This is a genomic window from Pseudomonas japonica (genome assembly GCF_900188455.1).
In the GTDB taxonomy this organism is placed as follows: Bacteria; Pseudomonadota; Gammaproteobacteria; order Pseudomonadales; family Pseudomonadaceae; genus Aquipseudomonas; species Aquipseudomonas japonica.
This window is the reverse complement of record NZ_FZOL01000016.1, coordinates 64,473-87,131: the sequence shown is the minus strand read 5'-3', so window position 1 is coordinate 87,131 and position 22,659 is coordinate 64,473. Positions and strand designations below refer to the sequence as shown.

General features: G+C 66.9%; 7 protein-coding genes. 4 read left to right on the top strand and 3 right to left on the bottom strand.

The window, feature by feature from the left end:
* Nucleotides 1-125: 125 nt before the first annotated feature.
* Nucleotides 126-488 carry a glyoxalase superfamily protein gene (locus CHB99_RS19110; protein WP_042125274.1) on the top strand — a complete coding sequence of 121 codons (363 nt, stop codon included), beginning with the start codon at nucleotides 126-128 and terminating at the stop codon, nucleotides 486-488.
* 34 nt (nucleotides 489-522) lie between these two features.
* On the opposite strand, the gene CHB99_RS30155 is transcribed toward CHB99_RS19110, so the two are convergent.
* The 3 genes from CHB99_RS30155 to CHB99_RS19095 form a co-directional block, all read right to left on the bottom strand.
* Nucleotides 523-7,869, bottom strand: coding sequence for a dermonecrotic toxin domain-containing protein (locus CHB99_RS30155; RefSeq protein WP_042125276.1), 7,347 nt, complete (start codon nucleotides 7,867-7,869; stop codon nucleotides 523-525).
* A 174-nt stretch (nucleotides 7,870-8,043) separates the two neighbouring features.
* Nucleotides 8,044-13,503 (bottom strand): NEL-type E3 ubiquitin ligase domain-containing protein, encoded by a 5,460-nt coding sequence (locus CHB99_RS19100; protein ID WP_042125278.1) that lies wholly within the window; start codon nucleotides 13,501-13,503, stop codon nucleotides 8,044-8,046.
* A 176-nt stretch (nucleotides 13,504-13,679) separates the two neighbouring features.
* Entirely contained in the window at nucleotides 13,680-19,148 is a 5,469-nt protein-coding gene (locus CHB99_RS19095; protein WP_042125280.1) for an NEL-type E3 ubiquitin ligase domain-containing protein, read from the bottom strand.
* Between the two features lie 312 nt (nucleotides 19,149-19,460).
* Between CHB99_RS19095 and CHB99_RS19090 the strand changes: the two genes are divergently transcribed.
* From CHB99_RS19090 to CHB99_RS19080, 3 genes are all read left to right on the top strand, one after another.
* Nucleotides 19,461-20,480, top strand: coding sequence for a branched-chain amino acid aminotransferase (locus CHB99_RS19090; protein WP_042125282.1), 1,020 nt, complete (start codon nucleotides 19,461-19,463; stop codon nucleotides 20,478-20,480).
* Between the two features lie 123 nt (nucleotides 20,481-20,603).
* Nucleotides 20,604-21,284 (top strand): response regulator transcription factor, encoded by a 681-nt coding sequence (locus tag CHB99_RS19085; RefSeq protein WP_042125285.1) that lies wholly within the window; start codon nucleotides 20,604-20,606, stop codon nucleotides 21,282-21,284.
* Nucleotides 21,262-22,644: a sensor histidine kinase gene (locus CHB99_RS19080; RefSeq protein WP_042125287.1), complete on the top strand. Its 1,383-nt coding sequence runs from the start codon at nucleotides 21,262-21,264 to the stop codon at nucleotides 22,642-22,644. The genes CHB99_RS19085 and CHB99_RS19080 overlap by 23 nt, the downstream gene beginning before the upstream one ends.
* Nucleotides 22,645-22,659: the final 15 nt, after the last annotated feature.

Below are 22,659 nucleotides of genomic sequence, written 5' to 3'. Positions count from 1 at the left end.
GCCTAGCCAGCCGACGGGGCGGAAAACATCGCAAAATCCTTGTCGGATCGCCCCCTCAGCGATCAGCAATTCAGGCGCTTTTCGCATATAAATAACACCCTGTTTCAATCCTTCGGAGCACCCGCATGAATCTGCAACGCGCCATTCCCGTCCTGCGCATGTTCAGCGTCGAACACAGCAAGGCCTTCTACCTGGATTTCCTCGGTTTCACCCTGGAATGGGAGCACCGTTTCGCCGCGGACCTGCCGTTGTACGTGCAGATCCGCCGCGACGATGTGGTCCTGCACCTGACCGAGCACTATGGCGATGCCACCCCGGGCTCGACGGTGTTCCTGCCGGTCGCCGACATCGCCGCGCTGGAGCAGGAACTGGCCGCCAGACGCCATGGCTACGCCAGACCCTCCGCGGTCGATGTCGGCTGGGGCCGGCAGATGGAGGTGGCCGACCCGTGCGGCAATCGCCTGCGCTTCTGCCAGCTGGACGATTGAGCGCCGGAGCATCAACCCCGGCGCCCTGCCGGACTCAAGCGGTGCTCATCGCGTACTCGAGGGTCAGGTGTTCGAGCAGGGCCTGCTCGTCCTGCCCGAAGGTCTGCTCCAGCGCGGTGATCCTTGCCGATGACTGCTCGACGCTTTCATCCGGGTAGGCATCGGTGACGTTGAGCACCGCGGCTTCGTAGTTCCGCCTGAGGGCGTTGAAGCGCGCGGCGAAGGTCTCGCGCAGGTAACCCACCCAGAAATCGCACTGCCCGGCGAAGCGCTGCAGTTCGGGCCCGGCTTCCTCCAGTTGCAGACGGGTCATGGCCTGGTCCAGCTCGCCGGGCGCCAGGTTGGCCGCGCCGCGATACAGCATGCTGCGCGGCGGCATCGGCAACTGCAGGGTGTCGGCCCAACGCAGTCGATAGGCCAGACGCACTTCAGCCTCGTCACGCCCGTTGCTCTGCTCACGGGCGATGCGGTCCAGGGTCTGCGCGCGGAAAATGCCGCGCATCAGGCGAAACAGCGCCGGCCCGCGGTCGGCGTCGGTGACATCGAGCAGGGCCTGCCGGGTATGGACCTGGAATTCCATCTGGTTGAACTCCAGGCGAACGCCGTCCGGGCAGGTTTCATGGCTGTGCGCCTGCTGCAAGGGTTCCTCGGCCATGCCGTTGAGGGTCTGGCGCAGCTCGACGTCCCGTGCGACGGCGGTCAGCACGGTCCAGACCCGCTCGATCAGTTCGGGACGGGTGACCTGGGAGCGATAGTCGGCGCTGAACCGCAGCTGTGCCACCAGCCCCAGCAGCGATCCGGCGTCGCCACGGGCAGCCAGGCCACTCCAGATCAACTGGTTGCGCAGGTCCTGGTCAGCCCGGCCGGTCTGCCAGGTGCTGAATGGATCGTCGTCCGTCATCGGGTCGTCCGCCAGCGAATCGCTGTCGTCGGAGTCCGATGTGTGTACCTCGCGCTCCATCGCGGCGATGTCCTCGGGCAGGTCGAGGGTGAAGGAAAACGGCCGGTCGTAATGCTGCGAGGTGTGCGCGCGAATCAGCGTCTCCCGGGTCAGCGGGTTGTTGCGCAGGGAGATCTCGACCGCCCCGCTTGCCGTGCGCCGGTTCTCCAGTAGACGCTGCGGCAGCTCGCTGAGCTGGTTGTCATCCAGGCACAGCAGTTCGACCGCGTCGGGCAGCAGCGCGCTGAGCCAGTTCGGCCAGGTCTGGATCTGCATCCGCGCCAGACTGAGAAAACCGAAGAAGCGCTGGCTGAGCATGGACACATCGGTGATCTCGCCCAGGCGATTGCCGTCGAGCTGCAACGACGACAGCAGGGGCAGGCGGGCAAAGGACTCCATGGCGGCCTGATCGACGCTCAGGCCCATGTGCACCAGCGCCAGCTCGCGCAGTTCGGTGAAGCGTTCGAGGTAGACAGGCACGCTCGTCAGGGCCGGCTCGCCCCTGATCAGCGACAGTTCGCGCAACTGCGCGAACTGCCCGATGAAGCGCTCCAGGCTGGCCGCCCCGCCAAAGAAACGGGACAGGTCCAGGCGCTGCACCCGGGTATAGAAGAACGCGGGCAGGTTCCCCGGAAAATCGTCCAGCACGAGGCTGTCCAGGCTCAGTATGGCGCTGCTGCCGCCGCGTACTTCCTCGCGCCAGTAGTTCAGCAGCTCGCCGGCGACCCGGTGCCGATAGACCAGTTGATCGGGGTCACGCATGACCGGCGTCAGCGCCGGATCGATCCACAGTTCCAGGGCGGCCTGCAACTGCACGCGCTCCATGACCCGCTGGTGGAGCACGTCGGCCAGTGCCGGGGACAGGTTCAGGTCGAAGCTGAAACGGCCACGGAAGCGCTCGGCCAGGAGCATGTCGAGCAAGGCCTGGTGGCCGAACTGATTGCCCTGCGCGGCGATGCGCAGGGGCCTGGGCTGGGTGCCGATCTCGGTGAGGATGCGCAGCGGCATCTCGCTCAACTGGTTGCCGACCAGCGACAGCTCGCCGATCCGTGCCAGCGCCGGGCTGCCCAGCCACTGCGGCCATTCCTGCAGGTCGAGCCAGTCCAGGCCCAGGTAGTCGAGATTCGCCCCGTGCAGCGTCGCGGCCGGCATCTCGCGCAGACGGCTGCCGCGCAACTCCAGGCGGCGCAGTTGCGGCAAGGCGACCAGCCCACGCAAGTCCTGGTGCCCGAGCATGCCGGTCATCTCGCGCAGGCCCACGGCCTCGAGTTGCGGCCAGGCCTGCGTCAGCCACCGGACCAGGCCGGGGGCCCACTGCCCGGCGCGGATGTCCAGCGACGTCAGGTTGGCGAACTGCGCGGCGAAGGCGTGAAATTCGGCTTCGCCGATGACCCGCCCGGCCTCCCCGCCCTCGCGCAGGATGGCATCGTCCAGCAGCACCGAACGGACCCGCGTGCGCAGAAAGTCCGGCAGCGCCGGTGGCAGGTCGGCCAGTTGCACCTGCCACAGCACCAGCGGCGCCAGCGGCCGCTCGAACTCCGGCAGCAGCGTGCGGCGCCACTGGTCCCACAGGGCGCTGGCAATCCGCTCGCGACTGCGCTGACGGCTTTCGCTCAGCGCATCAGGCACGACTTCGCTCGCCCAGCGTTCGAGGTAGTGACGCAACGCTTCGCGCTCGTCGAACAACTGGTCGAGGCGCGCGCCGATCGCCTCCCGGTCCAGCCCGATGCGGTGCAGCGCCTGCAGCGCGGAGCCGGCAAAGCCCAGGTCCAGCTCCAGCAGGCTCAACCGGTCGAGCAACTCCTGCCAGGAGCTGACGGGCTCATCGTCCGACGGCAGGGTTTCCATTTCCGGTGTATTGGGCGGCCCCACTTCCATGGGTGGCGTGCCCCTGTCCATCGCGCTGATATCGCCGGGAAGATCGAGGATGAAGGTGTAGGGGCGCCCCGGAAACTGCGACAGGTGCGCCTGAAGCAAGACCTCCCGGGGCAACGGGTTGTTGCGCAGGGAGATTTCCACCGCGCCGGTGTCCAGCGCACGGTTTTCCAGAAGATGGGCAGGCAGCGCGGCGAGCTGGTTGTCGTCCAGGCACAGCAGGCCGACACCATTGGGCAACAGCGAATCGATCCACGCGGGCCAGCTGGTGATCTCCATCTGCGCCAGCCTGAGCGTGCTCAGGAAACGCTGGCCGAGCGCGGAGACGTCGCTGATCTGGCCAAGGCGGTTGCCATCCAGGTGCAGCGAGGACAGCGCCGGCATGCGCGCGAAGACCTGCATGGCGGCCTGGTCGATGGTCAGGTTCATGCGCAGCAGCGCCAGCTGGCGCAAGTACGTGAAGGACGCGAGGTATTCGGGGACACCGGCAAGGCTGGCGTCGCCCGCGACCAGGACCAGTTGACGCAACTGCGGCAACTGCCGGAGAAAGCGCTCCAGCGTTCCGGGTCCGGCGCGAAAGCGGCTCAGTTCCAGGCGCCGCACCCGTGGCGCGAAGAACGGCGGGAGGTCGTCGGGGAAGTCGTCCAGTTCGAAGTTGTCCAGGTTCAGCGCGGGTATGAACGTGCCGCGTGCGTCCTCGCGCCAGAAGTCGAGGAGGACCGCGGAAATGCGTTGCCGACAGGCCAGGCGACCGGGATCCGGCGCCCCCGAGACCTGCACCGGATCGGCCCATGCCTGCAGGGCCGCGTGCAGTTGCGCGCGCTCCAGGACGCGCTGGTACAGTGCATCGGTCATGTGCGCGGAGAGGTCCAGCTCGAAAATGAAGCGTCCCTGGAAGCGTTGTGCCAGGGCCATGTCGAGCAGGGCCTGGTGATTGAAGCGGTTGCCCTGCAGGAACATGCGCATGGGTCTGGCCACGTGGTCGCCGTCGGTGAGCACCGCGGGTGGCAGTTCGCGCAGCTGATTGCCGACCAGCGACAGCTCGCCGATGCGGTCCAGGGCCATGTTGTCCAGCCACTGCGGCCACTCCTCCAGACCGAGCAGGTCGAGCCCGAGGTACTCCAGGACCAGGCCGTTCAGCGCCGTCACCGGCATGTCGCCCAGGCGGCTGCCGCGCAACGAGAGCCGGCGCAACCAGGGCAAGGTGGCGACGGCGCGCAGGTCCTGATGGCTGATCAGGCCGCCGAGCTCGCGCAGGCCGAGTGCCGTCAGCCGCGGCCAGGTCCGGACCACCTGCTGCACCAGCCCCGCCCCCCAGTCGCCACTGCGGATGTCCAGCGCGGTCAGGTTGGGAAACAGCGTGGCGAAACCTTGCAAGCGGTCCTCGTCGACGACTTGCCCGGCGACGTCGCCAGCAGAGGACAGGACATCGTCCAGGAGCACCTCGCGCACCCGCTCACCGAGGAATCGCGGCAACTGCGACGGCAGGTCCGCCAGGTGCACCTGCCACAGCGTCAGGCGTGCCATCGGTCGTCCGAGTTCGGGCAGCAGACCGTGCCGCCAGAAGCTCCACAACGCCTCGCCGATCCGCTGGCGACTGCGCTGGCGCGCCTCGCCCAGCGCCTCGCCCGCCGACTCCAGGGCCCAGCGATCGAAACACTCGCGCAACACCAGCATTTCATTGAGCATGCGGTCCAGGCGCACACTGATGACCCCGCGATCCAGTCCGGCGCGATACAACGCCTGCAGGGCGTCCTCGGCGTACAGGTCGTCCAGCTCCAGCAGGCGCAGCTTGTCCAGCAGTTCGTCCTCGGTGAAGAACGGATCGCCGCGACCGCTGAGGGGATAGCCGATGCGCCCGTGTGCCAGGCGCATGGGCGAGCGAAACCCCGGCTTGAGCGGCTGCATCCCCAGCCACTGGCGCAGGCGCTGGCGCGCGGCCAGGGGTTGCTCCTGCAAGGCTTCACGCAGATTGGCGGCCGTGTCGAATCCGAGCGCGCGGCGGGTCGCGTCGGGGATGGCGTCGAACAAGGTCTGGCTGAAATCCCGCGGCCGCTGCCCACTCAAGACGATCCGCGTTTCCTCGCCAGGCCCGCGGCCGATGCCCGCCAGTCGCCGGCCACCAGGTGCGGGCTCGTACAGGCCGATGCGCAGGTCCGCCGGCCAGTCTCTCAGGCTCTCCAGGCCATGCAGCAACAGACAGGCCGTGTCCGGGCTGGCCTCGACATCCAGGTAAAGGCCCTCGCAGGCACGGGCAATGCGCACCTGCTGCTGGTAGCTGCGCGCTTCCTCCGCCAGGCGCAGGGGCAGCCGGTTGCTGATGGCCATTTCGTTGAGCTCGTGCCCTGTCGCACCAGCGATGATCTCCTCGATGACGGTGTGCGGCAGACTGGCGAACGAGTGCTGCAGCACCCGCCCCGCCGTCGACAGCGCTGGCTGGCGGGCCCGGTAGGTACTGTCGAAGACGCTGCTTTCCAGCCTGCCGGCGGCGCGCAGGCGATCGGCCAGTTCCAGCCGGCGCAGGGTATCGGTAAGCAGCGCCGGCGGCCGCCGGCTGTCCTTGAGGCTCTGGCGCAACTGCGCTTCGCTGACGCCACTGATACGCAGCGCACGCCGGGCCTGCTCGGCGCTGACCCTGGCCTCGCGATGCCCCTGGCGGCGGAACAGCTCCAGGCCGTGCCACTGTTCCGGGGTGTCCAGTTCGTGCAGCCAGCCGCCGTTGCCGTTGTGACGCAGCACCGGCTCGTAGGCCCAGGCCCGCTCGGGATGGATCAGGCTGTAGCTCTGCTCCGCGCCCATCAGGGTGCGCACCGAGTAATAACGCCCGTCCAGCGCCAGCCACTCGCTGCCCTGCCAACTGTACAGACCGTTCTCGCCCGGGCTCAGGTCAGGCGGCAGGCGCACTTCGTAGGCGAAGGGGGCCAGGTCCGGCTTCCACAGGCGCACGCTGCCATCGGCCAGGGTCACCGGACGCATGCTGCGCACGGCCAGCGGCAGGTTGACCTCGAAGCGACGCGCCGCCGCACCCGCGGCGCCCATCGCGGCCATGAGCGCGAGGTTTTCCCCGACGTCCATGAAATAGCCCCAGGCCTCTTCCCGCTCGCCCCTGGACAGACTGTCGAAGCCTTCGTAGACCTCGTAGCCGAGCATCGCCGCGTTCACCGCCAGCATCGCCTCGCCCAGCCCCGGAACCACGAACGCGGCCACGTTGAGGACGTTGAACAGGGTGCCGAGGTAATACTCGACCTTGGCCTGGGCCGACTTGTGGTCCTCTGCCGCGGTGGGGACGGCGTGGAACAGGCCATCGTCCTTGAGCACGGCGATCTTGCGTTGCAGCAGGTAGTCGAACAACGGCCCGGAAACCGCTTCCCGGCCCAGCCCCAGGATGGCCTGGGGATCGGCTCGTTCTTCGTACCAGCCGCCCGGGTTCCAGACTTTCGGATTGAGAGAACGGTGGATCCGCTGCAGCAGGCGGTCGCGATCGCGTGCCGGGACGAAACGCAGGAAGTACCTGCGCCACGCAGCATCGCGCAAGCGCTCGCAGAGCGAGCGGTTGAACGCGTGGATCGATTCGAATTCCTCGAACGGCTGGCGCGGTTCGTCGGGCATGTACACCAGCAGGCGGCCGGCCAGCGCGCCCTCGCTGCTCAGCCGGAAGAACAGCACGATGCCATTGAGCCGCACCTCCCAGAGTTTCAGCGCGGCACGCTTGAGCTCGCCCTCGGCCTTGCCATTGTTCGCCACCTCCAGCAGGTCGTCGTACAGCCCCTGGCCGACCCAGGACTGCAGCCAGGCCAGGTGCAGGTTGACACGGAAGGTCGACACCTCGAAGCGCTTGAAATAGTCCTGGCGCCGCGCCGTCGCTACCTGCTCGCTGTTGCCCGCCTCCGGCCGGGGGTGAAACAGCGCGTCGATCCGCCGCTGGTACTGGCCGCCAATGTCCAGTTCACGGCACAGGGCAGCGAAGCGCTCGGGCACCAGGTCGAGCTCGCGGGCGGGCTCCAGGGGCAGGCCGCTGTCGCTGATGAAGATCACCGAAGGGCGGTGCTCGTCACGCATGCCGTCCGTTTGCGCCTCGAACGCTTCGAAGTTCTGCAAGGCGGCGGCCAGCAACGACTGGGTGGCGGCCTTCACGACCTGGAAGGCCTTGACCACGGGGTCGCTGCTGTCCAGCAAGGCTTCGTCGGCACGGGCGCGGACTGCGTTGAACAGGAAGGTCCGGCGCACGTCCAGGTCGAGGCCGAAGCGCTCCTTGAGCGCCGCGCGCAGCAGCGGCTCGGCAAAGGCCTCGACACTCGGCAGTGCCTGCAGCACCGCCTCCACGGCGCGGCCGTGGATGTACTGGTGCTGCCCGTCTTCGCGCAAGGCGGCGACCGCCTCGGGCTGGTTCTGCCCGGCCTCGGCCAGCCAGGGCATCGCCTTCGGCACGCTGGCGCGCAGGGCCTGACGCTGTTGCGGGGTACTGTCGATCAACCAGCGCGGCACGCGCTGGCTGACCGTACGGTAGTGAAGGTCGCCAGGCGCGGCGCTTTCGTCAGGGGTATCGACAGCAGGTAGATCGGCCATGTTCAGCCCTCTCGTCCTTGAATGGGGCGTTCAGGCTAATCGGCGGATCCTGTTTTAAAAACGGCAAATTGTTCATGCAAAAAGCACGAATCCAATCGGAACTTCGAACATGAAAAAGGCATATCTACCACCCCGCCAGGGCACCGGGACCCGCAGCCCCGGTGCCGGCCGGGTTCAGGACGGCGGGTACATCTGTTCGAGGGTCAGTTGCTGCAGCAGGTTCTGTTCGTCCTGCTTGAACTTGTCCTCCAGGGCGCGGATGCGCGACGAGAACTGCTCGGGGGCTTCGTCGCCATGGCTGTCCGTGGCACTGAGTACCGCCGCCTCGTAGGTCTCCTTGAGCGCCTTGAAGCGCTCGTCGAACGTCTCGCGCAGGTAGGCGCTCCAGAAATCGCACTGCGCGGCGAATGTCAGCAAGCCGGAGCCGGCTTCCTCCAGGTGCAGCAGGGTCAGGGCCAGGTCCAGCTCACCAGGTGCCAATTGCGCCGTAGTGCGATAGAGCATGCCGCGCGGCGGCAACGGCAGTTGCAGTTCCGCGGCCCAGCGCAGGCGATAGGCCAGGCGCACCTCGGCTTCGTCACGACCATTGCTGTGCCGGCGGGCGATGCGGTCCAGCGCCTGGGTGCGGAAATTGCCCCGCATCAGACGGAACAGGGCCGGACCCCGGTTGGCCTCGGGGATCTCGCGCAGAGCCTGGCGGGTGTAGACGCGCAGCTCCATCTGGTTGAACTCCAGGCGCACCCCATCCGGGCAGGTGTCATGGCTGTCGATCTGCTGCAGCGGCTCCTCGGCCATGCCGTTGAGCAACTGCCCCAGTTCGGGGTCCTGCATCGCTGCCGAGAGCACGCTCCACACCCGCTGCACCAGTTCGCCGCGGGTGGCGAGCGTGCGGTAATCGGCGCTGTAGCGCAAGCGCGTCACCAGGCCCAGCAGGGCATCGGTACCGCCGCGGGCGGCCAGGCCATCCCACAGCTGCTGGTTCTGCTGGTCCTGCTGCGCGTCGCCGGTTTCCCAGGTGATGAGCGGGTCCTCGTCCGACAGCTCGGACGACTCGCCCTCAGAGTCGGAGCTGTGCGGTTGATGCTCCATCGCGGCGATATCGTCGGGCAGGTCCAGGGAGAAGGTATAGGGGCGGTTGTAGTGCTGCGAGGTGAATGCCTCGATCAGGGTTTCCCGAGACAGGGGATTGCTGTGCAGGGAAATTTCCGTTGCCCCGCTTTCCAGCCGGCGGTTTTCCAGGAGGCGCGCCGGCAACGTGGTCAGCTGGTTGTCGTCCAGGCACAGCAGTTCGATGCCGTCGGGCAACATCGGATCGAGCCAGGCCGGCCAGGTTTCGATGCCCATCTGCGAAAGCCCGAGGAAGCCCAGATAGCGATGGTTGAACATGGACATATCGGTGATCTCGCCAAGACGGTTGCCATCCAGTTGCAACGAAGACAGCACCGGCATCCGCGCGAAGGCCTCCATGGCCGCCTGGTCGATGGTCATGCCCATGCGCACCAGCGCCAGCTCGCGCAAGTGGGCAAAATTGGCGAGAAACGCCGGCACGCTCTCCAGCGCTGGCTGGCCGCTGATCAGCGACAGCTCGCGCAACTGGGGAAAGCGCCTGACGAACCGGTGGAGGCTGCCGGCGTCGGGCCCGGCATGGAAGCGGGTCAGGTCCAGGCGCCGCACCCGCTCGGCGAAGAACGGCGGGAGGAAGGTCGGAAAATCATTCAGCACCAGGTCGTCCAGCGCCAGCAACGCCATGCCCGAACCCCGCAGGTCCTCGCGCCAGAAGGCCAGCAGCAGGCGCGAGACACGCTGCCGGTAATCCAGGTGCTCGGGCGCCAGCGGCTCGCTCAGCGGTTCCGGCTCGGCCCAGAGCTGCAGCGCGGCCTGCAGGCTGGAACGCTCGCCGACCCGCTGCATGAGCAGTTGCTCCAGCGCCGGCGACAGATTGAGGTCGAAGGTGAAACGCCGGTGCAGGTGCTCCGCCAGCAGCAGGTCGAGCAGCGCCTGGTGGCCCAGCGGATTGTCCTGCAGGTCGATGCGCATCGGTCTGGCCACCGCCGTGACGTCACCCAGTATCACCGGCGGCACCTCGCTCAGTTGGTTGCCGCTCAGCGACACTTCGCCGATCCGCAGCAGTGCCGCGCTGTCCAGCCACACCGGCCACTCCCGCAGGTCGAGCGCGTCCAGGCCCAGGTAATCCAGGGTCAGGCCATGCAAGGTGGTGCTGGGCATTTCCGCCAGGCGGCTGCCACGCAACGACAGCCGGCGCAGTCGCGCCAGGCCGGCCAGTCCGCGCAGGTCGCGGTGGCCGAGCATGCCATTCAGTTCGCGCAGACCCAGGGTCATCAGCCGTGGCCAGGACTCGACGATCGACTGCGTCAGGCCCGCGCCCCAGGCACCGCTACGAATATCCAGTACGGTGAGGTTGGGGAACTGACGAGCGAGGGCCTGCACATGGCTCTTGCCGATGGTCTGCTGGTAGCTCTCGCCTTCCTGCTGGATGACATCGTCCAGCAGGACGTCACGCACCCGCTCGCGGAAGAAGGCCGGCAGGTCCGTCGGGATATCCGCCAGTTGCACCTGCCACAGGATCAGGCGCGGGGCCGGTCGGCCGAGTTCGGGCAGCAGGCCGCGCCGCCAGTAGTCCCACAGGCCATGACCGATGCGCTCGCGACTGCGCTGGCGCCTTTCGCTCAGACGCTCCCGGGACGACTCCAGCACCCAGCGATCCAGATGCTGGCGCAGCATCTGCATTTCATCGAGCAAGAGGTCGAGACGCTCGTTGATCGTGGCGCGGTCCATCCCGTGGCTGTACAGCGCATGCAACGCATCCTCGACATAGACGTCGTCCAGCTCCAGCATGCGCAACTTGTCGAGCAACTGGTCCTCGGTGAAGAACGGCCCGCCGCGACCGCTGAGGGGATAGCCGACACGTCCGTCCGCCAGGCGCATGGGCGAACGGAAGGCGGGCTTGACCGGCTCCATGCCGAGCCATTCGCGCAGGCGCTGACGCGGGGCCAGCGGTTGCGCCTGCAATTTCGTGCGTAACGTCGCCGCGTCGCCAAGATCGAGGCGCGTCCGGGTCTCGAGCGGGATCGCCTGGAACAGGCGCTGGCAGAAATCGTCGGGCCGTTCCGCGGTCCAGGCGACCGCCACTTCCTCGGCCTCGCCGCTGCCGATACGGGTGAGCAAGGCTCCATCGGGGCCGCCATCGTACAAGCCGATACGCACCTGCGCCGGCCAGCCCGGCAGACCGGTGAGCCCGTGCAGCGACAGGCGCGCGCTGTCGGGATTGGCCTCGCCGTCCAGGTACAGCCCTTCGCAGGCGCGGGCGATCCGCAGTTGCTGCTGGTAGATCCGCGCCTCCTCGGCCAGGCGCAGCGGCACCTTGCCCACCGCGCTCAGTTCGGCGAACTCGGCGCCGGTGGCGGCTGCGATGATTTCCTCGATGAGGCCGTTGGGCAGATCGAACTGGCGCTGGAGTACCCGCCCCGGTTCCGACAGGCGTGGCTGCAGGGCGCGGTAGCCCGCCTCGAAGGCCTTCGCATCGAACCCGTCGGCGTCCTCCAGGCCTTCCATCAGGCTCATGCGGCGCAGGGTATCGGTCAACAGCGCCGGGGGCCGACGGCACGTCACCAGGGTCTGGCGCAACTGCGCCTCGCTGATGCCGCTGATCCACAGGGCGCGCTGGGCCATCTCGGTGTTCACCCCGGCCTCGCGATAACCCTGGCGCCGGAACAGCTCCAGGCCTTGCCATTGCTCGGGGGTATCCAGTTCATGCAGCCAGCCGCCATTGCCGTTGTGGCGCACGCTCGGTTCGTAGGCGCCGGGTCTGCCGGGGTGTTCCAGGCGATAGCCCTGCTCCGCACCCAGCAGCGTGCGCACCGAGTAATAGCGCCCGTCCAGCGCCAGCCACTCACGGCCCTGCCAGCTGTACAGGCCGTTCTCGCCGGGAGTGAGGTCGGCCGGCAGGCGGATGTCGTAGGCAAAAGGGGTCAGGTCCGGCTTCCACAGGCGCACGCGGCCATCGGCCAGGGTTACCGGGCGCATGCTGCGCACGGTGAGCGGCAGGTTGCCCTCGAAACGAGGCGCCGCGGCGCCCACCACGCCCAGAGCAGCCATGATCGCCAGGTTCTCGCCGACATCCATGAAATAGCCCCAGGCCTCCTCCCGCTCGCCCTTGGCCAGGCTGTCGAAGCCTTCGTAGACCTCGTAGCCGAGCAACGCCGCGTTGACCGCCAGCATCACCAGGCCCAGCCCCGGCACGACGAACGCCGCCACGTTGGCCACGTTGAACGCGACGCCGAGAAAGTAATCGATCTTGTCCACGGTCGACTTGTGATCTTCCGCCGCCGTGGTCACTGCGTGGAACAGCCCGTCATCCTCCAGCACCGCCATCTTGCGCCGCAGGAGGCAGTCGAACAGCGGCTCGGTAAAGTCCTCCTTGCTCAGGCCGAGCACGGCTTTCTCGTCGAATTGTTCTTCGTACCAGCCCCCCGGGTTCCACACCTTCGGGTTCAGGGTGCGATGGATCCGCTGGAGCAGACGCTCGCGCTCGCGCGCCGGGACGAAGCGCAGGAAGTAATTGCGCCACGCGGCGTCGCGCAAGCGCTCGCACAGCGAGCCGTGAAACGCCTGGATCGAGCTGAACGCCTGGAACGGTCGCTGCGGTTCGTCCGGCATGTAGACCACCAGGTCGCGGGGCGAGCCATCGGCCGGCCGCGCGCGGAAGAACACCACGATGCCGTTGAGCTGCACCTCCCACAGTTTCAGGCCGGCACGACCGATGCCGGCCTTGGCCGTGCCGTTTTTCGCCGCTTCCAGCAGGTCGTGGTACCAGGCCTCGTCGATCCACGAACGCAGGTAGGCAAAATGCAGATTGAGACGGAACGTCGACTGCTCGAACAGCTTGAAGAACACCTGGCGATTGGCCGCCGCCGCCTCTTTGCTCTCCTGCGCCTTGGGCGGTGGCGCGAACGTCGCGCGGATCAGGCGCTGGTAGCGGCCGCCGAGATCCAGGGTGCGGCACAGCGCGGCGAAGCGCTCGGGCACCAGGTCGATATCGCTTTCAGGTTCCAGCGGCTGCCCGGTATCGCTGAGGAAGATCTTCGCCGTTCGGCGGCCATCCTGCATGCCGCCCGCCTCGGCCTCGAACGCCTCGAAGTTCTGCAAGGCCGATTGCAGCAACGAGCGGGTGGCAGCTTTCACCACCTGGAATGCCCTGACCACCGGGTCGACGCTCTGCAGGTGATCCTCGGCGATCCGTGCCCGGGCCGCGTTGAAAAGAAAGGTGCGGCGCACATCCAGATCGAGACCGAAGGTGTCCTTGATGGCCTGGCGCAGCAGCGGCTCGGCGAACGCCTCGGCGCTGGGCAACGTCTGCAGCGCCGCCCCCACCGAATGGGCGTGGCGCTGGTGGCGCTCATCCTCCTCGCGCAACGCCGCGACCACCTCCGGCAGGCGGGCGGCGGCCTCGGGCAGCCACGGCATCGCCCGGGGTGGCGTCGCGCGCAGTGCCTGGCGCTGTTGCGGGGTGGCCTTGAGCAGCCACTGCGGGACCTTGGTGCTGACTATCTGGTAGTGAAGATCGCTGTGGGTGGAAGTGTCGCCGGTGGTGTCGACGTCCTGTACATCGGCCATGTTGAAGCCTTCTCGTCCATGAATGGGCGTTCAGGCTAATGAAGGGATCGTGTTTTAAAAATGGCAAATTTCTTATGGAAAAAGCACGGATCCGATCAGTACTTCAAACCTGAAAAAGCCATATGTACCACCGCCCGCGAGTACCGGAAGAATGGCTTCCGGCACTCGCGGGGCGGTCAGTGGATGGACAGCGACTGCTCGACGGTCAGGCGCTCCAGCAAGGCCTGTTCATTGCGCTTGAAGGCATCCTCCAGCGCCGCGATGCGCGTGGCCGAGTGCTCGGGCGACTCGTCGGGATGAGCATCGGTGGCCCGCAGTACCGACGCCTGGTAGGCCTCTTCGAGCGGCTTGAAGCGCGAGGCGAAGGTTTCGCGCAGGTAAGCCACCCAGAAATCGCACTGCGTGGCGAAACTCAACAGGCCCTGCCCCTGCTCTTCCTGGCGCAGACGCAGCAAGGCCGCATCCAGCTCGCCTGCGGCGATATTGGCCGAGCCCTGGTACAGCATGCTGCGCGGCGGCAGCGGCAACTGCAGTTCAGCGGCCCAGCGCAAGCGATAGGCCAGGCGTACTTCCGCCTCGTCACGGCCTTTGGCGGCCTCGCGGGCGAGACGGTCGAGGGTGTGCGATCGGAAAATGCTGCGCATCAGGCGGTACAGCGCCGCACCGCGCTGCTCATCGCCGATCTCGCGCAGCGCCTGGCGCGTGTAGACCTTCATTTCCATCTGGTTGAACTCCAGGCGGATACCGTCTGGGCAGGTCTCGTGACTGTGCAACTGGCGCAGCGGCTCCTCGGCCATGCCGGCCAGCACCTGCCCCAGTTCGACGTCCTGGCGCGCCGCCGACAGCACGTTCCACACCCGTTGCACCAGTTCGCCACGGGTCGCGCTGGAACGATAGTCGGCACTGTGGCGCAGGCGCCCGACCAGATTCAGCAGGGCCTCGCTGTCGCCCCGCTGCATCAGCGCGTCCCAGGTTGCCTCGTTGCGGACATCCTCGCTGTCGTCGCCGGTCTGCCAAGGGCCGAGCAACTCGTCGTCGGACAGCGCCTCGTCCGGCGAGGCAGCCGCGGAGTCAAACTCGGAGTCCGACGAGTGCGCCTCGTTGTGCATCCCGGCGATATCCTCGGGCAAGTCCATGACGAACGAATACGGGCGGTTGTAATGCTGGGAAACATGCGCCCGCAGCAGGGTGTCGCGGGTCAGCGGATTGTTGCGCAGCGAGATCTCGGTGACGCCGTCGAGCGTGCGACGGTTTTCCAGGATGTAGGCCGGCAACTGCGTGAGCTGGTTTTCATCCAGCCCCAGACGTTCGACGCCACTGGGCAGCATCTCGTCGAGCCAGGTCGGCCAGGTGGCGATCTGCATCCGCAGCAGGCCCAGGTAGCTGAGGTAGCGCTGGCCGAACATGGACATATCGCTGATCGTACCCAGGCGATTGCCGTCCAGTTGCAGGGAGGACAGCATGGGGATGCGCGCCAGGGCATCCATGGCGGTCTGATCGATGCTCATGCCCATGTCCAGCAGCGACAGCTGGCGCAGATGGGTGAATTCCTCGAGCCATGCCGGTACCGCGGCCAACGCTGGCGTACCGGCCTCCAGCGACAGCTCGATCAGTTGCGGAAACTGCCTGGCGAGGCGTTCTATCGCAGCCACGTCGCCAGTGAAACGGATGAGTTTCAGGCGCTGCACGCGCGAGTAGAAAAACCCCGGCAGGTTCTCGGGGAACCCGGCGAGCACTACGTCCTCCAGGCTCAGCAGCGGGTTGCCGCTTTCCGGCAGGCTCTCGCGCCAGCACTTCAACAGCACCCTGGCGATCCGCTGGCGATAATCGACCTCCTCCAGGGTCAGGGCGGTGGGCGACGTCGCCGGATCGATCCAGGTGCCCAGCAGCCGCTGCAACTGGCGGCGCTCTTCGACGCGCCCGGCCAGTTCCTGTTCGAGGCCATCGGTCAGGCCCAGGTCGAAGCTGAAGCGCCTGAGCAGGCGCTCGGCCAGGCGCAGGTTGAGCAGGGCCTGGCGGGAAAAGCGGTTGCCGTGCAGGGAAATGCGCAACGGCGTGGCCACCGGCTCTTTGTTATCGAGGATCTCGACCGGGACCTCCGTCAGATGGTTGCCGGCCATCGACAACTCGCCGATACGCCCCAGGGCCGCATTGTCCAACCACTTTGGCCAGGTGTGCAGGTCGAGCCAGTCCAGTCCGAGAAAGTCCAGGGTCATGCCCTGCAACGCGGTCACGGGCATCTCCAGCACGCGCATTCCGCGCAGGTCGAGCCAGCGCAGTGCCGGCAGGGTAGCCAGGGCGCGCAGGTCCTGGTGACCGAGCATCACGTTCAGTTCACGCAAGCCCAGGGCTCTGAGCCGTGGCCAGAGACGGGCGATCATCTGGGGGACGCCCACGCTCCACTGGCCACCGCGGATATCCAGCGAGGTCAGTTGGGGGAACTGCCGGGCGAACGCCTGCAGGTCGCTTTCGCCGACCATCTGCTCGTAGACCGGCCCTTCGCGCTGGATCACCTCGCTGAGCAGCACGCCGCGCACCCGCGCGCCGAAGAACTCCGGCAAGCTCGGCAGGTCCGCCAATTGCACCTGCCACAGGATCAGGCGCGATCCTGGTTGGCCCAGTTCGGGCAGGATGCTGCGCCGCCAATGCTCCCAGAGGGCCAGGCCGATGCGTTCGCGACTCAACTGGCGCGCCTCGCTGAGCGCTTCCCTGGACGATTCCATCGCCCAGCGGTCGAGGCACTCGCGCAGCACCAGCATCTCGTCGAGCAGGCCGTTCAGGCGCGCATCGATGGCCACCCGGTCCAGCCCGCTGCGGTACAGCGCCTGCAGGGCGTCTTCGGCATGGATATCGTCCAGTTCGAGCAGGCGCAGCTTGTCCAGCAATTCGTCCTCGGTGAAGTAGGCCCGGCCGGTGCCGCTGAGGGGATGACCGATGCGCCCGTCGGCCAGGCGCATCGGCGAGCGGAACGCCGGCTTGAGCGCCTGCATCCCCAGCCATTGGCGCAGGCGATGGCGGGGCGCCAGCGGCTGCGCCTGGAGTTTCTCGCGCAGGCCGGCCGCATCGGCGACGCCGAGCTCGCTGCGCGACACGCCGGGGATGGCGTCGAACAGCGCCTGGCAAAAGGCGTGCGGCCGTTGTCCGCGCCACAGCACCGCGACTGCTGGCTCCTGCTCCGGCCCGATGCTGGCCAGCAGACGGCCGTCGAGGGTGCCTTCGTACAAGGCGATATGCAGGCTCGCCGGCCACTGCGGCAGGCTCTCCAGGGTATGCAGCAACAGGCGGGCGCTGTCGGCGCTGGCCCGCACGTCCAGGTAGAAGCCTTCGCACGCCCGCGCAATCCGCACCTGCTGCTGGTAGAGCCGCGCTTCCTCGGCCAGGCGCGCAGGCACCCTCATGGTGTGGGCCAGTTCGGCGATTTCCTGGGACGTCGCCGCGTCGATGATTTCATTGACCAGCCCGTTGGGCAGTTCGAACTGCCGGCCCAGCAACCGAGCGTGCACCGACAGGGGCGGCTGCAGATCGCGGTAGTCCATCTCGAAGGCCATGGGGTCGGGCAATCCGGACGCGTCGAGGCGCTCGGCCAGACGCAGGCGGTTGAGGGTATCGGTCAACAGGGCCGGGGGCCGGCGGCACGCCACCAGGGTCTGGCGCAACTGCGCCTCGCTGATGCCGCTGATCCGCAGGGCGCGCCGGGCCGTGTCCGCGCTCACCCCGGCTTCGCGATAGCCCTGGCGCCGGAACAGTTCCAGCCCGTGCCATTGTTCCGGCGTATCCAGTTCGTGCAGCCAGCCGCCATTGCCGTTGTGGCGCACGCTCGGTTCGTAGGCGCCGGGCCGGGTGGGGTGTTCCAGGCGATAGCCCTGCCCCTCGCCGAGCAGGGTGCGCACCGAGTAGTAGCGCCCTTCCAGCGCCAGCCACTCGCGGCCCTGCCAGTTGTACAGGCCGTTCTCGCCGGGCGTGAGGTCGGCCGGCAGGCGCACCTCGTAGGCGAAGGGGGTCAGGTCCGCCGTCCACAGGCGCACGCTGCCGTCGGCCAGGGTCACCGGGCGCATGCCTCGCACGGCCAGCGGCAGGTTGACCTCGAAGCGATGCGCCGCCGCACCCGCGGCACCCAGCGCGGCAATGAGTGCAAGGTTCTCCCCGACGTCCATGAGGTAGGCCCAGGCCTGCTCCTTTTCGCCCCTGGCCAGGCTGTCGAAGCCCTCGTAGACCTCATAGCCGAGCAAGCCCGCGTTGACCGCCAGCATCACCGGGCCCAGCCCCGGCACGACGAAGGCGGCCACATTGAGCACGTTGAACGCGACGCCGAGAAAGTAGTCGATCTTGTCCTCGGTCGACTTGTGATCTTCCGCCGCCGTGGTCACCGCGTGGAACAGCCCGTCGTCCTTGAGCACGGCCATCTTGCACTGCAGCAGGACGTTGAACAGCGGCGCGGAGAATGCCTGCTCGCTCAGGCGCAGCACGGCATCGGCGTCGTAGCGCTCCTCGTACCAGCCGCCCGGGTTCCACACCTTCGGATAGAGGGTGCGCTGGATCCGTTGCATCAGCTGTTCGCGCTCGCGGGCCGGGACGAAGCGCAGGAAGTAATTGCGCCATGCCGGGTCCTTCAGCCGGTCACGCAGCGCATCATGGAATTGCCGGGTGGAGGCGAATGCCTGGATCGGCTGCTGCGGCTCGTCCGGCATGTACACCACCACGCGCGGCGCTGCATCGCTGTCTGGCGACGGGCACAGGAACACGACGATGCCATTGAGCTGTACCTCCCACAGGCTCAGCGCACAGCGCTCCAACTGGCCCCTGGCCTTGCCGTTCCTGGCCTCTTCCAGCAACGCCTGGTACAGGGGCTGGTCGATGCACGCCTGCAGACGGGCCAGGTGCAGGGCGACGCGAAACGCCGACTGCTCGTACAGCTTGAACCAGGCCTGGCGGTTGGCCGCGCTGGCCTGGGCGCTTTCTCCCGCCACGGGCTCGGGCTGGAACAGGGCATCGATCAGCCGCTGGTAGCGGCCACCGAGGTCCAGTTGGCGGCACAGGGTGGCGAAACGCTCGGGGACCAGCTCCACCTCACTGCGCGACTCCAGGGTCTGGCCACTGTCACTGGTGAAGATCGACGAAGGACGCCGACCGTCGTGCATGCCTTCCGGCTCGGCCTCGAACGCCTCGAAGTTCTGCAAGGCGGCCAGCAGCAGCGGCTGGGTCGTAGCTTTCACCACCTGGAAGGCCCTGACCGCCGGATCGCTGCCGCCGATGCGCGATTCCGCGAGCCGCGCCCGGGCGGCATTGAACAGATAGGTGTGGCGCACATCGAGGTCCATGCCGAAGGTGTCCTTGATGGCATCGCGCAACAGCGGTTCGGCGAAGGCTTCGGCGCTCGGCATCTGCTCGAGGAATCCGGCAAGGGTACGGGCGTGGGCCTGATGGCGCTGGTAATCCTCGCGCAGCGCGCCGGTCACCTCGGGGTGTGCGGTGCCTGCCACGGCCTGCCACGGCATCGGCTGCGGCAGCTGGGCACGCAGCTCCTGTCGTTGCTGCGCGGTACTGTCCACCAGCCATGACGGCACGCGCCGGCTGACGGTCTGATAGTGGACATCCGTTGTCGTGGATGTCTGCTGGCGGTGTTCTGCATCCTGCATGTCGGCCATTGTCGGGGCCCTCTCGTCCGTGAATCGGACAGTCAGGCTAAAGGCGCGATCAGCTATTAAAAATGGCAAATTACTCATCGAAAAAGCGCAACTTCGATCAGAACTTCAAACCTGAAAAAGCCCTATGTACCACCACCGCGGAAAACCCCGCGAAAGCCTTGCCAGGCGTCTGCTGCAAATGGACGACGAGATGTTCCGGCGAATCTGCCGACAGGCGTTTCCGATCCGCACGGGATGTATTATCGTGACCCCCTTGCGCGCGATGCGTGGCCTGTACTGACACAGGCATTTGCCAAACCGATCGAGGGTGCCATGAGTAACGAAAGCATTAACTGGGACAAGCTGGGCTTCGACTACATCAAGACCGACAAACGCTACCTGTCCGTGTGGCGCAACGGCGAGTGGGACGCGGGCACCCTGACCGAAGACAACGTCCTGCACATCAGCGAAGGCTCCACCGCCCTGCACTACGGCCAGCAGTGCTTCGAAGGCATGAAGGCCTACCGTTGCAAGGATGGCTCGATCAACCTGTTCCGCCCCGACCAGAACGCCGCGCGCATGGCCCGCAGCTGCGCGCGCCTGCTGATGCCGCAGGTCCCGACCGACGTCTTCATCGACGCCTGCAAGCAGGTGGTCAAGGCCAACGAACGTTTCGTTCCGCCCTATGGCAAAGGCTCCCTGTACCTGCGTCCGTTCGTCATCGGCACCGGTGACAACGTCGGCGTGCGCACTGCGCCGGAGTTCATCTTCTCGATCTTCGCCATCCCGGTCGGCTCGTACTTCAAGGGCGGCATGACGCCGCACAACTTCATCATCTCCGACTACGATCGCGCGGCCCCGCAAGGCACCGGCGCGGCCAAGGTCGGCGGCAACTACGCGGCCAGCCTGATGCCAGGCTACGAAGCCAAGAAGGCCGGCTTCGCCGACGCCATCTACCTCGACCCGCTGACCCACAGCAAGATCGAGGAAGTCGGTTCGGCCAACTTCTTCGGCATCACCGCCGACAACGAATTCATCACCCCGAAATCCGCCTCCGTGCTGCCGGGCATCACCCGCCTGTCGCTGATGGAACTGGCCGCCTCGCGCCTGGGCCTGAAAGTGATCGAAGGCGACGTGAACATCGACGAGATCGGCAAGTTCAAGGAAGCCGGCGCCTGCGGCACCGCCGCGGTGATCACCCCGATCGGTGGCATCCACTACAACGGCAAGCTGCACGTGTTCCACAGCGAAACCGAAGTCGGCCCGGTCACCCAGAAGCTCTACGCCGAACTGACCGGCATCCAGAGCGGTGACGTCGAAGCCCCGGCGGGCTGGATCGTCAAGGTCGCCTGATGTCTCTTTGGGGCCGCTTCGCGGCCCCAATGGGTTTACCCCTTCCCAGATGAATTTCCTTTAACCCGGGCCTTGCCTATTCTTTGGCACAATCGAATCTCCAACCGCTGCCCAGGTAAGAGCATGCCCCGCGTACTGACAATCGAAGACGATGCCGTCACCGGCCAGGAAATCGTCGCCGAACTCTCCAGCCATGGTCTCGAGGTCGACTGGGTCGACAACGGCCGCGAAGGCCTGGCCCGCGCCATCGCCGGTGGCTACGACCTGATCACCGTCGACCGCATGCTGCCGGAAGTCGACGGTCTGACCATCGTCACCACCCTGCGCAACCTGAAGATCGCCACACCGATCCTGATGATCAGCGCCCTCTCCGACGTCGACGAGCGGGTCCGCGGCCTGCGTGCCGGCGGCGACGACTACCTGACCAAGCCGTTCGCGTCCGACGAGATGGCCGCCCGCGTCGAGGTGCTGCTGCGGCGCAACAGCGTGCCGATGACCCAGACCCGCCTGCAGGTGGCCGACCTCGAACTGGACCTGATCAGCCACGAGGCCCGGCGCGGCGAACAGACCCTCAACCTGCTGCCCACCGAGTACAAGCTGCTGGAATTCCTCATGCGCCATGCCGGCCAGGTCATCACCCGCATGATGATCTTCGAGGAAGTCTGGGGTTATCACTTCGACCCGGGGACCAACCTGATCGATGTGCATATCGGCCGCCTGCGCAAGAAGATCGACGCGCCCGGCCAGTCGCCGCTGATTCGCACCGTGCGAGGCTCCGGCTATGCCATTGCCGAACCCGCATAAAGGCTGGAGTTCGTCCACCAGCCGTCTGCTGGCGCTGTACAGTTTTCTCTTCGTGGCCTGGAGCAGCATCCTCATGGGGGTGCTGTACCTGGAGGTGTCCAGCTACCTGAACAAGCTGACCCGGCATTCCCTGCTGCAACGCCAGCACCTGTTCGCCCATATGAGCGGCAAGCAGCTGGACGATGCGCTGATCGCCAGCCAGGCCTTCGAGGAGCGCAGTTTCGACGCCTACGGCCTGTTCGACCGGCAATTCAACCCGCTGGGCGGGCAGATTCGCCAGATGCCCAACGGCCTGGGCCTGGACGGGCGCATCCATGAACTGAAGCGCTGCCTCGACGCCGACGACCCACGCCTGCCGGCGGACAGCTGCGACGGCGTGGCGCTGAAGGTGCCGGACGGGCGCTGGCTGGTGCTGGTGCGGGACAACGGCTCGCTGTTCGTGGTCACCCGGATCATCCTCCACGCCCTGCTCTGGGGCCTGTCGCTGACCATCATCCCCGGCATCGCCGGCTGGTACTGGCTCAGACGCCGACCGCTCAAGCGCATCCGCGCGATCCAGGCCACCGCCGAGCAGATCGTCGCCGGCGACCTGACCCGGCGCCTGCCGATGTCACAGCGGCGCGACGAACTGGACATGCTCGCCGCCATCGTCAACGCCATGCTCGACCGCATCGAGCGGCTGATGCACGAGGTCAAGGGTGTCTGCGACAACATCGCCCACGACCTGCGCACCCCGCTCACCCGCCTGCGCGCGCAGCTCTACCGCATCCGCCAGCAGGCCGGCGACGACGCCCCGCAGGCCGAGGCGATGGAACAGGCGATCGCCGAGACCGACACGCTGATGGCGCGCTTTCGCGGGTTGCTGCGGATCAGCGAGCTGGAAGACCGGCAGCGTCGGGCGGGCTTCGTCGAGCTGCAACCGCGGGAAATTCTGCTGGAGCTGCACGACTTCTACCTGCCCCTGGCCGAGGATGGCGAGATTGCCTTGAGCCTGGAGGTGGACGGTCCGCTACCGCAGGTGTTTGGTGACCATGAGCTGCTGTTCGAGGCACTGGCCAACCTGGTAGGCAATGCGATCAAGTTCACCCCTGCGGGTGGTCGTGTACGCATCACGGCCGTACCCGATGCGGATGGCGTGCAGGTCGCGGTGGAGGACAGTGGTCCGGGGATTCCGGCGGAAGAACGCGAGACGGTGTTGAAGCGCTTCTACCGCAGCGAGGAAGGACACAAGCATTCGGGGTTCGGGCTGGGCCTGTCGATCGTCGCGGCGATCGTCGATCTGCATGGCTTTGCGCTGGAGGTGGGGCAAAGCGAGCTGGGTGGCGCCCGACTGGTGGTGCATTGTCGGGGGCAGGTGTGAAAGGCTGATGGCCTC